Raw genomic sequence first — 12,455 nt, 5'->3', positions numbered from 1 at the left:
GCCATTATCCATATCGTGATATTCACCCATTGCCATGAGGCGTCTCTTTTTCCTGCTTGGCGCTCAAATTTATGGGTGATGCCGATTTTGGCAGGTTTCCTATGTATCCCCACATCATTGCGAGTGCGCGGCAAGCTGGTAATCATGGGCTGATTGAGGAACAATCGCGCCATCCTGGCGGCTGTGTTGATGATGTTCCGCCCCGATTGAACTGATGGATCTTCTTATGCGATTGCCGAAACTCAAGCCCCTACCCTTAACGCCCGCCCTTTCCATGTTGCTGGCAGCCATCCTGCTCTGCGCCACGCCGGCAGAGGCCAAACGCTACCCGCTGCCACCTGCCGGGAGTCGCCTTATCGGTGAGCTGGAGGATTACATCATCCAGCAGAATGAACATCTGGAACTGGTTGGCAAAAATACGCAAATTGGATTTTTGGCGCTACTTGAGGCAAATCCGGGTGTAGATCCCTATTTACCCAAGCCGGGTACCCGCTTGACGCTGCCCACCCAGATGCTGCTGCCTGATGTGCCTCGCGAGGGGATCGTCATCAATCTGCCCGAACTGCGCCTCTACTACTTCCCCAAAGGGAAGAACGAGGTCATCGTGCTGCCCATCGGGATTGGTGATATCGGCCGCGAGACTCCGGAGATGACCACCACCGTCATCGAGAAAAATCCCAACCCGACCTGGGTACCCGGTCCCATGGTGCGCAAATCCTGGCTGGAGCAAAAAGGGATCACCCTGCCCGCCGTGGTGCCCCCCGGCCCGGAGAATCCCCTCGGCAAGTTCGCCATGCGCCTTGGTTATGGCAAACGCGACTACCTGATCCACGGCACCAACAAGGATTTTGGCGTCGGCCTGCGGGTAAGCGCTGGCTGCATCCGGCTGCGACCTGACGATATCGAGGCCCTGTTCAAGATTGTGCCGATTGGCACGCCGGTGCGGGTCATCAATCAACCGGTCAAGGTAGCCATCGAACCGGATGGTCGCCGCTGGCTGGAGGTACACTCCCCGCTCTCCCGCACCGAAGAGGAGCTTGAAAATGGCGCACCGCTGGTGCTATCACCGGCCATAGAGAGCTTTATCAGCGCACCTGATGTGATGCAGGATGAGGTGATGGCGGCGCTGGAGAACAAAAACGGCCTGCCCCGCCCCATCAGCAGCCAACTTGTCAGTGGCTAAGTCACCAGCGCCCAAGTCGCACCGGAGTCACCTTACCTCATGAAATTCCTGCCCCTCCTACTCCTGTTGGCCTGTCACTCCTTGTGGGCCAAGGACATTCTCTGGATGAACAATGGCGATCGTCTGACCGGTACCATCGAAGAGATTGGCGATGAGTCGGTACGCATCTCTTTGCCCTATACCGGTGCCGTTACCGTCAAGCGGGATGCCATCAAGCGCTGGCGACTAGAGCATCAGGATAAACCCAAGGCGACCGCCAAAGGTGGATTCACCCTGTTCAAGGATGAGCAGGATGAACGCAAGGCCTGGCTCTGGACCGGTAGTGGCGATCTCAACATCAAGCTCAAACATAAGGACAAGCACACCAACAACGTCAACTTCAAGGGCAAGACCGAGTTGGCCAATCTGGACTGGCGCTACAGCTTCTCCGGAGAGTACTCCTACGAAACGTCTGACAGCGTCACCGATAACCACGACTACAAACTGAACCCGACCATTGACTACTTTTTCGATCAACAGTGGTTTGTGCGCAGCTCGCTCAATGCCGAATATGACATGCTGGAGAGCAACTACCTCAGCCTCGACTATGGTACCGGGCCGGGTTACCGCTTCTGGAACGAGAAGCGCCGTCGGCTGGAGTTCGTAGCGCAGGGGGGTCTGCGTAAGACCTACTTCAGGGAAGAGAGCGGGATTGGGTTGCTCTTCAAAGGCAACCGGATCATCGACTATCCCTTTGCCAGCATGAACTGGGATTATCGCCAACCCATCCCGATATGGCGGGAAAAACTGGAGCTGTTCAGTCAGGGGCGCTATCTGCTCTATCTGGATCAACCCTCCCCCTATATCACTCTGAATCGAGATGTGACCGGCAGCGTGGGCTTGCGCTACTACTTCAACGACCACCTGCGCCTCTCCTGGTCGAGCGAGATGGAGTGGGAAGATGGCGAAGTGCATTTCGTCGGTCTCGAGCAAAAGTACAAAGAGACCGAATTCAGGCACCTGCTCAATCTGGGCGCCAGTTTCTGAGTCAACTGCAAACAGAAAGAGGAGCCAATTTGGCTCCTCTTTCTGTTTTGGTCATCACCTGCCATGGTACTTCTCCGATGATGGAGCAGGCAACAGATGAGAAACCGCCGTACGCTCAGATCAGCCCCCAGGCGGCAATCTGGTAGATCCATACCATCGCCAGCAGGGTGCCGACTAACCCCATGATGACACCGATGCGCACCATCTGGTGACTCTCCACCAGACCGGTGGCGTGGGCCAGCGCATTGGGCGGGGTACTGATGGGCAGCGACATCCCGAGCGAAACCGAAATAGTGACGGCCAGGATCAAGGTGTGGCTGCCGCCCCACTCTGCCAGCTCCGGCATGCTGACTGCCAGTGCCGCCACCAGTGGCAGCAACAGATTGGCGGTTGCGGTGTTGGACATAAAGTTGGCCATCACCACCGCCAGCAGACAGGCACCAATGAGCACCGCCAGCGTGGAGTATTCGTGGAACGGAATGTGGGTGATGAGCCGCTCGGCCAACCCGGAGTCCTCCAGCGCCAGCCCCAGCGCGATACCGCCAGATACCAACCAGAGCACGTCGAGGGAGATCTTGTGCAGATCGTCCTTGGTGATGATGCCGGTGGTCAGGAACACTGCTACCGGGATCATGGCGACCACGTAGGAACTCATGCCATGCAGATCCCCCAGCAGCCAGAGCACTATGGTGGTGATAAAGGTGAGGTAGACCACCCAGGCGCGGGGGGTCTGCATAAAGCGCCCCTCAATCTTGAGATCCATCCGCTTGAGGGTGCTCGGGAAGAAGCGCCCCAGCAGAAACCAGCCAAGCAGCAACAACAGCACCACAAAGGGCACCGCAAATCCCATCCACTGACCGAACGAGATGGCATGCTCGCCGGTCAGGTATTTGAGGGCCACTGCGTTGGGCGGAGTGCCGATGGGAGTGCCGATCCCGCCGAGGTTGGCCGCCAGCGGAATGGCCAGCACAAAGCCGATTTTGGCCGGGTCCTTGTCGGGAAACGCCGCCTGCACCGGGGTAAGGATGGCCAGCATCATGGCGGTGGTGGCGGTATTGCTCATAAACATGGAGAAGGTGGCGGTGATCAACATCAGCCCCAGCATGACGATCCGGGGATCCTGACCGAACGGGCGCAGCAGCACCCGCGCCAGATTGACGTCCAGATGGTACTTGGTCGCCGCAATGGCGAGGAAAAAACCACCGAGAAACAGCATGATAACCGGCGAGGCAAAGGTCGCCATCACCTCGGTGGACTTGAGCAGCTCACCAAACCCCGGTTCAGCCTTGTCGGCAGTCATGAACCAGAGCCCCTGGTCGGAGAGCAGCAGCAGCTCCAGCACGATGATCAGCACCGAGGTAGCAAAGATAGGGATGGGCTCCAGGATCCAGCAGAGGGCGGCCAGCACGAAAATGGCCACGACCCGCTGCTCGATGACGGTGATCCCCTCGAGCGGGATCCAGTGGGTCGGGATCAGCAGGAGGGTGAGGCTCAGCAGCAGTGGCAGAATAATCTTGTTATTGATGGGCACTATTGTCTCCAGGATCGGGAGTAAGAAGCCAATAGTGGCATAACATGCTATCGCCTCACGCGGCCAACTCGCCAAAATGAGAGCTGGCTAACTGCACGGCGCACCGTTTTGTGAGTCATATCAAGCTGGGGTCGGCGCGCTATGGCTGACGCCTCACCCCTTGCAACAAACAGGCAAAAAAACGGGCCCGCTGTTCGTTGCACACGACAGCGGGCCCGTTTCACCATTCATACCGATGAGGGGGCTCAGAAGTAGATGCGGGTCACCGACTCGATGACGCAACCCGGGCGGCGGATCCCTTCGATCTCCACCTTGATCTCTTTGAGCAACTCCAGCCCACCCTTGATGGGGGTGACCCGGGCCAGCTTGGTGCGGGCGCGGATATTGCTGTCCACCTTGATGGGGTACGGGAAACGTACCTGATCCAGCCCGAAGTTCACCACCATGCGGGCGGTCGGGAACTCGGGGGTGGCCTCGTCGACCGAGCCAGTCAACTGTGGCAGCAGCGCCAGGGTCAGGAAGCCGTGGGCGATGGTGGTCTTGAAGGGCGACTCGGCGGCCGCGCGCTCCGGATCGGTGTGGATCCACTGGTGATCCCCGGTCACTGCAGCAAACTGATCGATCATCTGCTGGCTGACATGCAGCCACTCGCCGACATGGGTCTCTTCACCAATGCGAGCCTGCAGGGCGGCATAGAGCTCGGCCGCCTCGGCCCCCAGCTCAACAGCGGGTTCCTGAGCCACGGCTGGCTGACCGTTGGCTACTTGTGCCACTGTTGCTGCATCCTGTTGCTGCTCGCTCTGGGACTCGGCTTGCAAGTCCAGCACACGCCCCAGCAAAGGATGAAGATGTGCCTTTTGCTGAAACTCACGCCAGTAGTCGCGGATCGCCGGAGAGAGCCAATCCTTGAGCTCAAAGGGGTGCTGCGCCAGAATTTCGCGCTTGCGCTTCAGAAAATCGACAACTTTCATCTACCGATCCCTATTTGATTCAATGCCTGTAAAGAGGTCTAACCAGTCCTATTTTATTAAAGTTTCAGCTGTAAGTGCAAAAAAATCTCGGCGTACACCTGTACCAAGGCTGAAGTAACTACTTAGACCATGTAAACCAGCACGATCTGCCAATAAGGAAATCGATTGCCAAAGATGCCGCCAGCAGGGGAAATTCGCGGTGTTCATCATGAAAAAAGGCCCTCATCGGGCCTTGTGGTGGGGACTCAGCGCACGCCCGACCAACCGTTACGCAATCCCTCTTCATCCAGAAAGGACCAGGCGAGGATCCGGCTCACCTTGTTGCCCTGCGCCATGTCGATCACCCGTACCTGACGCGCACCCACCCGGCTCAACGCCTTTTTCGCCCCCGGCAGGTTCTCTTTTTTCGACACCAGCGAGCTGAACCAGAGGCACTGAGTGGCAAACTCCTTGCTCTGGGCAATCATGTTGGCCAGAAACGCCGCCTCGCCCCCTTCGCACCAGAGCTCGGCCTTCTGGCCGCCAAAATTAAGCACAGGGGCGCCTGTCACCTCCTTGCCCAGATTGCGCAGCTTGCGCTCCGTCCCCTTGCTCGCCTCTTCCAGCGATGCATGGAACGGCGGATTGCACAGCGTCAGGGCGAAGCGCTCCTTTGGCCCTATGATGCCGCGAAACACATGGTTGGGGTTACCCTGCAGGCGGCACTCAATCTGGTTGCCGAGTCCGTTGCTCCTGGCCAGCAGGGTGGCCGCCTTGACCGAGACCGGATCGATATCCGATCCCACAAAACGCCAGCCATATTCGCGGGCACCCAGCAGCGGATAGATGCAGTTTGCCCCCACCCCGATATCCAGCACCCTCACCCCCTTGCCGGTAGGGAGCTGGCCTGCGCTCTCGGCCAACAGGTCGGCCGCCCAGTGCAGGTAGTCCACCCGTCCCGGGATAGGCGGGCAGAGGTAACCGGCAGGCAAGTCCCAGTGGGCAATCCCGTAGTGATGGGCCAGCAGGGCGCGATTGAGGGTCTTCACTGCATCGGGATTGGCAAAATCGATGGTGCGGGTGCCGTAGTCATTGATAAAGACGTGGGCAGCCAACTCGGGAGTTCGCAGGCAGAGCGCCTCAAAGTCGTAACCCGCCTGATGGCGATTACGGGAGTGAAGTCCGGATTTGCGGTCGCCCGACTTGGGGCCACCGGCTGATGGGATGCGGGATTTCATGCTGAGCCTGCCGAAGAAAACGGGCCCACACTATAGTGATTTGACTCGGGAAAGTCTAAACGAGGGCAATAAAAAACCGGGCTATCGAGCCCGGTTCAAGTGAGGTTGGAAAAACAGTCCGTACTGCGAGCCGTTTGTCCAGCCTGACTCAGATATCGATCCGGCGAGCTTGCCAGAACTTGTTGCGCCAATATTGGCTATCCAACTTGGAGCGCGTAACACCGGCTCGGGTCGAGGCATGGATAAATTCACCATTGCCGACATAGATACCAACGTGGTTGAGACGACGATTGATTTTGAAGAAGACCAGGTCACCCTCGACCAGATCCTGCTTGGAAACGCGCGTCCCTTCATGGACTTGGGAGCGGGTATCGCGGGGTAATTCGATACCGACGGCATTGCGGAACACTTCACGGGCAAAGGCGGAACAGTCGATACCGCGCTGGCTGCTGCCACCCATCCGGTACGGAACACCACGCCACTCTTTATATACAGTCAGGATTTCATTCACATCGGGTGTCTGGGAAGCTTCCGGTTCGATGACAGGTTCAACCATGGAAACTTCGATCTTGCTTGCGACCTCGGGTTGGGGTGCCGAGGCACAACCCACCATTCCGAGCGCGACCAGCAGTAGCATCAGGTGGCGCAATCCTTTATCCCCGCTAAATAGTAAATCTTGTTAAAATACGGCCCCAAAGGGCAATTTATAAGGCAACAGCACCCGACTATATCCAAGAATTCTATCGAGGCAAGTGAAAATCCCTATCGAGCTCACATTTTTGCAAGGAAATGCACGATTTTTCATAATTAATGTGATCATGCCCAAACAATATACAATCGCAAAAAGAGCCTTGGGCCTCATAGATAACTGGCTTTTATCCCTGCTTCAGCACCTTTTTAAAGTGAAAAATCATGATCGAAACCGATCTTTTTTTGTTAAAACCGGCCAGGGTATGCCAGGAACTGCTTGCTCAATTGCCTGAATGGCTGTCAACCGATGAGCAGCATATCTGGCAAGCCATGACCCATCCTGAACGGCGTCAGGAATATCTGGTGAGCCGCTCCCTGCTGCGCCAGCTATTGGCCGAGCGGCTGCAACAACCCGCCGCCAGTCTGCAATTTTGCAACGGCCCCCACGGCAAGCCCCGACTGCATGATGATGCCTGGCAGTTCAATCTGAGCCACAGTGGCAGCTGGCTGGTGTTGGCACTCTGCCCGCAGGGGCCGCTTGGGGTGGATATCGAACTGGGCAAACGGCGGCATCATCCCCTCCCCCTGGCCCGCCGGTTTTATGCGCAGAGTGAATATGAGTGGCTCTGCGCACAGCCTGCTCAAGAGCAGGAGAGCGCCTTCTACCGGCTCTGGTCACGCAAGGAGGCGGTACTGAAAGCCCACGGTGGCGGCATAGCGGCGGGACTGGAGAAGGTGCGATTTATCCCGGAGGAAGGATGGCGACTCGACAATCGACTCGATGACACCCCTTATCAGGTACAGGATTGGCCATTTGCCAGCGGCTGGCTCAGCCTCGCGGCGACGGCAGCCCCTGTGACCTTTTCCCGGCTGGATGAGCGCTTGAATTGCCACTCGCTTAACCCCATGTTACTCAACACCCTTTCTGAAGAGTCCAACTCATGATCGTCGACATTACTCCCCAGAATTTTCACGCTGAACTTATCGATGCGTCCATGAAGAAGCCGGTCGTCATCTATTTCCATGCTCCGCAGATGCCGGAGTGCCAGGGGATGACACCGCTGATCGAATCACTGGTTGGGCCCGCCAATGAGCAGGTCACCCTGGCCAAGGTGGATATGAACGATCCCCAGTTGCAGCCGCTGGCCAGTCAGCTCGGCCTGCGCGCCCTGCCCGCATTGGTGCTGTTCCATCAGGGTCGCCCTGACGAACAGGGGATCATCGAAGGACCGCAGGATGAAGCCACCCTGCGCCAGTATTTCGCCGCCTTCGCCCCCAAAGAAGAGGAAGAGTTGCTGGCCAAGGGGCAACAAGCACTGGCTGACGAGCAGCCCAGCATCGCCTATGCCCATCTGACCAAGGCACACCAGCTAGCTCCTGAACGTCACGACATCAGCCTGTGGCTGATCCAGGCCGCGCTCGACCTCAACCTGCTGGAGGAAGCGCAGGAGCGCCTCGGCACCATCCCGATGGCGGCGCAGGATAGCCACTTCCATACCCTGAGCTCACGGCTGGCGCTGGCCCTGCAAGCGGCAGACAGCCCGGAGCTGCGCGCGCTGGAAGCCCGCCATGCAGAACAGCCTGATGATTTTGCCCTGGCTCAGGAGCTGGCGGTGCAATACAACCAGGCTGGCCGTCAGGAAGAGGCGTTGGGACTGCTGCTGGAGATCCTCAAGCGGGATTTGGCATTCGGCGATGCCAGAAAGACCTATCTCGATATTCTGGCGACCATGGGCAGCACACCGGCGGCACAGAGCTACCGTCGCAAACTCTATAGTCTGCTCTACTGATCGGAATCGAACTGGCTGGTAATGATGGGGGAGTGCCGGGAGACCAGCATGACCTCATGGGTCAAGTACGAAGAAGGTACTGTGGGAATAAGGTGCTGTGGGAATAGTGGAAATACGGTGAATTTCAGGCAAAAAAAAATGGCGCAAAACTGCGCCATTTTTTTCGCATGGATTACTTCTTGTAGGAAGTAGCCATGTTGTCGATGCGCTGGTTAGCACGCATAGCTTCTTGCTTGGCTTCGGCAACATCAGCAGCGATTTTGGACTGATCAGCACGAACTGCGCTAACATCTTGAGCCAGTTGGTCAACTTTGTTAGACAGATTCTGAACGGAAGTTTCCAGTTCGCTAGTGTTTGCGCAACCACCCAGCAGAGCGGACAGACCAACAACACCTACCAACAACAATTTTTTCATTTTTAAAGCTCCCTTGAACTCGCCAGACGTTTAGCAAGCGGCGTGATTATGGCACAAAAAAATCCTACTTTGCATAGTCCCCACCACAGATAAATGCATTAAAACCCTCATTTTTTTTTGAATGAACAGTTTTTGTCCAGATTCGTCTAAAAAATGAGTGCCGTGTGGTGGGGGCACGGACAAAGGTTAACCAAATTTTTGCCTTATTACAATTTCGTATGAGGCTCAGGCTGTACGTTCTGACAACAATTGACGATATTGCACCAGATCCTCGATGGTCAGCACCGGCATCTGGTGCTTGCGACCGAACGCAACCAGATCTGGCAGACGCGCCATCGAGCCATCTTCTTTGGTCAATTCACACAACACACCAAACGGTTTGAGGCCAGCCAGCTGCATCAGATCGACCGTCGCTTCGGTATGACCACGACGGGTAAGCACCCCACCGGTTCGCGCACGCAACGGGAAAACATGACCCGGGCGGTGCAGATCACCCGGTTTGGCGCCGTCTGCGATGGCTGCACGGATGGAGGTGATGCGATCAGCCGCCGAGACACCGGTCGTGACCCCCTGCGCCGCTTCGATGGTCACGGTAAAGGCGGTCTGGTAGTGGCTGGAGTTGGCTTCCACCATCATTGGCAGTTCGAGCTGGCGAACCCGCTCGTCGGGCAGGCAGAGGCAGACGATGCCGGAGCACTCGCGGATCATCAGCGCCATCTGTTCATTGGTCATGGATTCAGCGGCGAAAATGAGGTCGCCCTCGTTCTCTCGGTCTTCATCGTCGGCCACCAGCACGCCGCCTCCGGCACGCAAGGCAGACAGGGCCGCTTCGACACGGGCAACGGGATCACCGAATTCACTGAGTAGAGACTGATTCATGGTAAAACTCCTAAACAAGACAAGGACCAGAATCAGGGCATGGAAAGGCAGACAGAGACGGGCATGCGGCGGCCAGCCCACAAGGGGCAACACGGCAAGGTCTGTCTTATCCTCTTTCATCCGGACTATGACCGTCGGCTCCGGCATCTCACCGGATCTGCTGACCCCGACCTGGCAATCAGCCAAGTCGGGCGCTCGCGGGCTCCCCGAGTCAATCGGGATACCGCCGGTGGGGAATTGCACCCCGCCCTGAGAATAAGCGCAGACAGCCTAAAGAAAAACGGTTGCAGATACCAGCCAAAATCTCCCGCAGGCTGAAAAGCGTTTCAACATTGCGCCCGGGATCCCGCTCTGCGGCCTGCTCGCCAGCGTGCGAGGCTATGACTGGTGAATTTCTTTATGGCGCGGATCGGTTTATGGCATAGTTCCCGAAACCAAAAAACAGGGCCCGAAAAGAGAGCCTGAACAACGCTGCCGGCGCAGACAGCAGCGCCAACACCACAAACGGAAAATGACAGAGATGGAAAAGAAAATACTGCTCACGGATTGCCCGGATGCCAAAGGGCTCATCGCCAAGATCACCAACATCTGCTACAAGCACCAGCTCAACATCATCAAGAACGATGAGTTTGTGGATCACGAGAATGGCCGCTTCTTTATGCGTACCGAGCTGGAGGGGCGCTTCAACGACGAGACCCTGCTGGCCGACCTCGATGATGCCCTGCCCACCGGCGCCCAGCGCCGTCTGGTCAAGGCGGGCAAGAAGCGTATCGTCATTCTGGTGACCAAAGAGACCCACTGCCTCGGCGATATTCTGATGAAGAACTACGCGGGCGCGCTGGATATGGATATCGTCGCGGTGATCGGCAACTACGACACCCTGGCCGAGCTCACCGGCAAGTTCGATATCCCGTTCCACACCGTCAGTCACGATGATCTGAGCCGGACCGAACATGAAGAGCAGGTTCGCGCCATTATCGACAGCTATGAGCCTGACTATGTGATCCTGGCCAAGTACATGCGGGTGCTGACCCCGAGCTTCGTCGAGGCCTATCCGCGCAAGATCCTCAACATCCACCACTCCTTCCTGCCCGCCTTCATCGGTGCCCGCCCCTACCGGCAGGCATTTGATCGCGGCGTCAAACTGATCGGTGCCACCGCCCACTTCGTGACCGACGATCTGGATGAAGGCCCCATTGTCGAACAGGACGTGATCCACGTCGGTCACGCCTTCAGTGCGGACGACATGGCCAAGGCGGGTCGGGATGTGGAGAAATCGGTGCTGAGCCGCGCGCTGGAGCTGGTACTGAACGAACGGGTGTTCGTCTACGGCAACAAGACGGTGGTCTTCAAGTAATTCGCCCACACGGCCCATATGCAAACGCCAGAAACAACAACGGCTCCCGCGGGAGCCGTTGTTGTTTCTACATCATGTGTCAGAGCGGCAGATCGTTTACCGTCACCGCGCCCTTCTCCAGCTTCAGCTCGGAGGTCAGCGCTTGCTTGTCGGCCTTCAGATAACCCATCAGGGTCAGCTGATCGAGCATGGGGGCCAGTTGCGGCACCGCCTTGCCCAGCTTGTCGCTGAGGCTGGCATGCAGCACGCCGGAGAGGGCCTGCATGCCCGCGTCGCTGTTGAACAGCTGCTCCAGCGAGGTGGAGGCCAGCTTCACGTCCCCCTTCATGGTCACCGCCTCACCGTTGAGCTTGGCGCTGAGATCGGCCAGCTCCAGGGTCGCACCACGTTTGAGCATCTTGCCCAGCGCCTGCTGGATGGCTGCATCTTCAACCCCCTTGCCACCGGCGGCCTGCAGCCCCTGATACCCTTCCAGATCCAGACCGTTGAGGTTGAGCGCCAACTTGCTGTCGGTCACCGCCAGGGTGTCGGTCTCGTTCTCCAGATCCAGCTTGGCAATTTTCATCTGATAGCTGCTGGAGAGGGTCTGGGCATCATCACCGGTCAGCTGAGTCTCGGTTGTCATCCCCTGCAGGGCGACCTTGACGCTGTCAGGCAGTTGTACCGTGAGGGCCGAGAGGGTCATCTCGCTCTGGGGCGAGAGGAGCACACCGCTGATCTCGGCAATGTCGGCACTCCCTTTCAGGTCGGCCAGCACCAAGTCCATCTTGCTCTGCTCTTCATGGACCGTCATCCCCTGCCAGGTCATGGTGAGGTGACCATTCCCCTCCAGATTGCCGTGGAACTCGCCGCTCAGGGGCAGGAAGCTGAACTCGTCCAGCCCCTGTTTGATCTTGAATTCATTGGCCCAGAAACGGCTGCTGTTACCCTGGGTCCAGAGACTGGTGACCGACTCCAGACCGAGTTCCCACTGCTCCATGCCCAGTGCGGTAAAGACTGGCGCCAGAGTGCCATTATGGGTATCGAGCAGGAAGTGGCTCTTGATGTATAGCGGCAGGATCTGGCTCTTGACCACAAGTTGCAACTCGATGGGCTGACTGCCCTCCAGCTCGCTGTCAATGGCAGCCAGCTCCTCCGGCGTCACCACGACCTTCAGGACCCCGTCACGGGTGAAGAGGTTGCTGCTACCCGACTGCCACTGCATGTCGATACCGGTCTCTTGCTCTACCTTGGCGATCTGCTCCGCCATGATGTTGTCGAAGCTGTTGCCCGTGTACCAGCACGCAGCCAGACCACCACCTACCAGTGCCGCACCCACGGCGAGGGCCACTATCTTTTTCATATATCCATGTGTCTCCAGGGAGTTGTCACTGCACTCTACGGGGCGGACTCGGGG

Annotated in this window: 12 protein-coding genes and 1 riboswitch; of the genes, 5 read left to right on the top strand and 7 right to left on the bottom strand. The window is 57.6% G+C overall.

Annotated features, from left to right (window positions below; genetic code table 11):
- Positions 1–274: 274 nt before the first annotated feature.
- Complete coding sequence (locus AACR14_RS09450) at positions 275–1,183, top strand: L,D-transpeptidase family protein (RefSeq protein WP_026035002.1); 909 nt, start codon at positions 275–277, stop codon at positions 1,181–1,183.
- 39 nt (positions 1,184–1,222) lie between these two features.
- Complete coding sequence (locus AACR14_RS09445) at positions 1,223–2,209, top strand: DUF481 domain-containing protein (protein WP_019445966.1); 987 nt, start codon at positions 1,223–1,225, stop codon at positions 2,207–2,209.
- A 115-nt stretch (positions 2,210–2,324) separates the two neighbouring features.
- Here the strand turns inward: AACR14_RS09445 and AACR14_RS09440 are convergent, their stop codons facing one another.
- The 4 genes from AACR14_RS09440 to AACR14_RS09425 all read right to left on the bottom strand — a co-directional run bounded on the left by AACR14_RS09440 (position 2,325) and on the right by AACR14_RS09425 (position 6,565).
- On the bottom strand, positions 2,325–3,740 hold the full coding sequence (locus tag AACR14_RS09440; protein ID WP_019445965.1) for an SLC13 family permease: 1,416 nt from the start codon (positions 3,738–3,740) through the stop codon (positions 2,325–2,327).
- Between the two features lie 245 nt (positions 3,741–3,985).
- Complete coding sequence (locus tag AACR14_RS09435) at positions 3,986–4,711, bottom strand: MaoC family dehydratase (protein ID WP_019445964.1); 726 nt, start codon at positions 4,709–4,711, stop codon at positions 3,986–3,988.
- Between the two features lie 245 nt (positions 4,712–4,956).
- Complete coding sequence (gene rlmF / locus AACR14_RS09430; RefSeq protein WP_019445963.1) at positions 4,957–5,928, bottom strand: 23S rRNA (adenine(1618)-N(6))-methyltransferase RlmF; 972 nt, start codon at positions 5,926–5,928, stop codon at positions 4,957–4,959.
- A gap of 148 nt (positions 5,929–6,076) precedes the next feature.
- The gene (locus tag AACR14_RS09425; protein ID WP_005334331.1) at positions 6,077–6,565 is read right to left on the bottom strand and encodes a C40 family peptidase; all 489 of its coding nucleotides are present in this window, start codon (positions 6,563–6,565) and stop codon (positions 6,077–6,079) included.
- Between the two features lie 275 nt (positions 6,566–6,840).
- Between AACR14_RS09425 and AACR14_RS09420 the strand changes: the two genes are divergently transcribed.
- Positions 6,841–7,563 (top strand): 4'-phosphopantetheinyl transferase family protein, encoded by a 723-nt coding sequence (locus tag AACR14_RS09420; RefSeq protein WP_019445962.1) that lies wholly within the window; start codon positions 6,841–6,843, stop codon positions 7,561–7,563.
- Positions 7,560–8,408 carry a tetratricopeptide repeat protein gene (locus AACR14_RS09415; RefSeq protein ID WP_019445961.1) on the top strand — a complete coding sequence of 283 codons (849 nt, stop codon included), beginning with the start codon at positions 7,560–7,562 and terminating at the stop codon, positions 8,406–8,408. The genes AACR14_RS09420 and AACR14_RS09415 overlap by 4 nt, the downstream gene beginning before the upstream one ends.
- A 172-nt stretch (positions 8,409–8,580) precedes the next feature.
- On the opposite strand, the gene AACR14_RS09410 is transcribed toward AACR14_RS09415, so the two are convergent.
- Together AACR14_RS09410 and ribB are read right to left on the bottom strand one after the other, a co-directional pair.
- A complete protein-coding gene (locus AACR14_RS09410; protein WP_005334342.1) occupies positions 8,581–8,823 on the bottom strand; it encodes an Lpp/OprI family alanine-zipper lipoprotein in 243 nt (80 codons plus the stop codon).
- A 225-nt stretch (positions 8,824–9,048) separates the two neighbouring features.
- On the bottom strand, positions 9,049–9,702 hold the full coding sequence (gene ribB, locus AACR14_RS09405) for a 3,4-dihydroxy-2-butanone-4-phosphate synthase (protein ID WP_019445960.1): 654 nt from the start codon (positions 9,700–9,702) through the stop codon (positions 9,049–9,051).
- 104 nt (positions 9,703–9,806) lie between these two features.
- Positions 9,807–9,963, bottom strand: a riboswitch (FMN riboswitch).
- A gap of 259 nt (positions 9,964–10,222) precedes the next feature.
- Between ribB and purU the strand changes: the two genes are divergently transcribed.
- Entirely contained in the window at positions 10,223–11,059 is an 837-nt protein-coding gene (purU, locus tag AACR14_RS09400) for a formyltetrahydrofolate deformylase (RefSeq protein WP_019445959.1), read from the top strand.
- 79 nt (positions 11,060–11,138) lie between these two features.
- Here the strand turns inward: purU and AACR14_RS09395 are convergent, their stop codons facing one another.
- A complete protein-coding gene (locus tag AACR14_RS09395) occupies positions 11,139–12,401 on the bottom strand; it encodes a DUF945 family protein (RefSeq protein ID WP_019445958.1) in 1,263 nt (420 codons plus the stop codon).
- Positions 12,402–12,455: the final 54 nt, after the last annotated feature.

Source organism: Aeromonas sp. 159 (genome assembly GCF_963862045.1).
Taxonomy (GTDB): domain Bacteria; phylum Pseudomonadota; class Gammaproteobacteria; order Enterobacterales; family Aeromonadaceae; genus Aeromonas; species Aeromonas veronii.
This window is presented reverse-complemented; position numbering and strand designations above follow the sequence as displayed.

Bases quoted from the DNA above. Each gene is read 5' to 3' on its own strand.
- AACR14_RS09450 (WP_026035002.1), top strand. From the start codon at position 275: ATGTTGCTGGCAGCCATCCTGCTCTGCGCCACGCCGGCAGAGGCCAAA.
- AACR14_RS09445 (WP_019445966.1), top strand. From the start codon at position 1,223: ATGAAATTCCTGCCCCTCCTACTCCTGTTGGCCTGTCACTCCTTGTGG.
- AACR14_RS09435 (WP_019445964.1), bottom strand. From the start codon at position 4,711: ATGAAAGTTGTCGATTTTCTGAAGCGCAAGCGCGAAATTCTGGCGCAG.
- rlmF (WP_019445963.1), bottom strand. From the start codon at position 5,928: ATGAAATCCCGCATCCCATCAGCCGGTGGCCCCAAGTCGGGCGACCGC.
- AACR14_RS09425 (WP_005334331.1), bottom strand. From the start codon at position 6,565: ATGCTACTGCTGGTCGCGCTCGGAATGGTGGGTTGTGCCTCGGCACCC.
- AACR14_RS09420 (WP_019445962.1), top strand. From the start codon at position 6,841: ATGATCGAAACCGATCTTTTTTTGTTAAAACCGGCCAGGGTATGCCAG.
- AACR14_RS09415 (WP_019445961.1), top strand. From the start codon at position 7,560: ATGATCGTCGACATTACTCCCCAGAATTTTCACGCTGAACTTATCGAT.
- AACR14_RS09410 (WP_005334342.1), bottom strand. From the start codon at position 8,823: ATGAAAAAATTGTTGTTGGTAGGTGTTGTTGGTCTGTCCGCTCTGCTG.
- ribB (WP_019445960.1), bottom strand. From the start codon at position 9,702: ATGAATCAGTCTCTACTCAGTGAATTCGGTGATCCCGTTGCCCGTGTC.
- purU (WP_019445959.1), top strand. From the start codon at position 10,223: ATGGAAAAGAAAATACTGCTCACGGATTGCCCGGATGCCAAAGGGCTC.
- AACR14_RS09395 (WP_019445958.1), bottom strand. From the start codon at position 12,401: ATGAAAAAGATAGTGGCCCTCGCCGTGGGTGCGGCACTGGTAGGTGGT.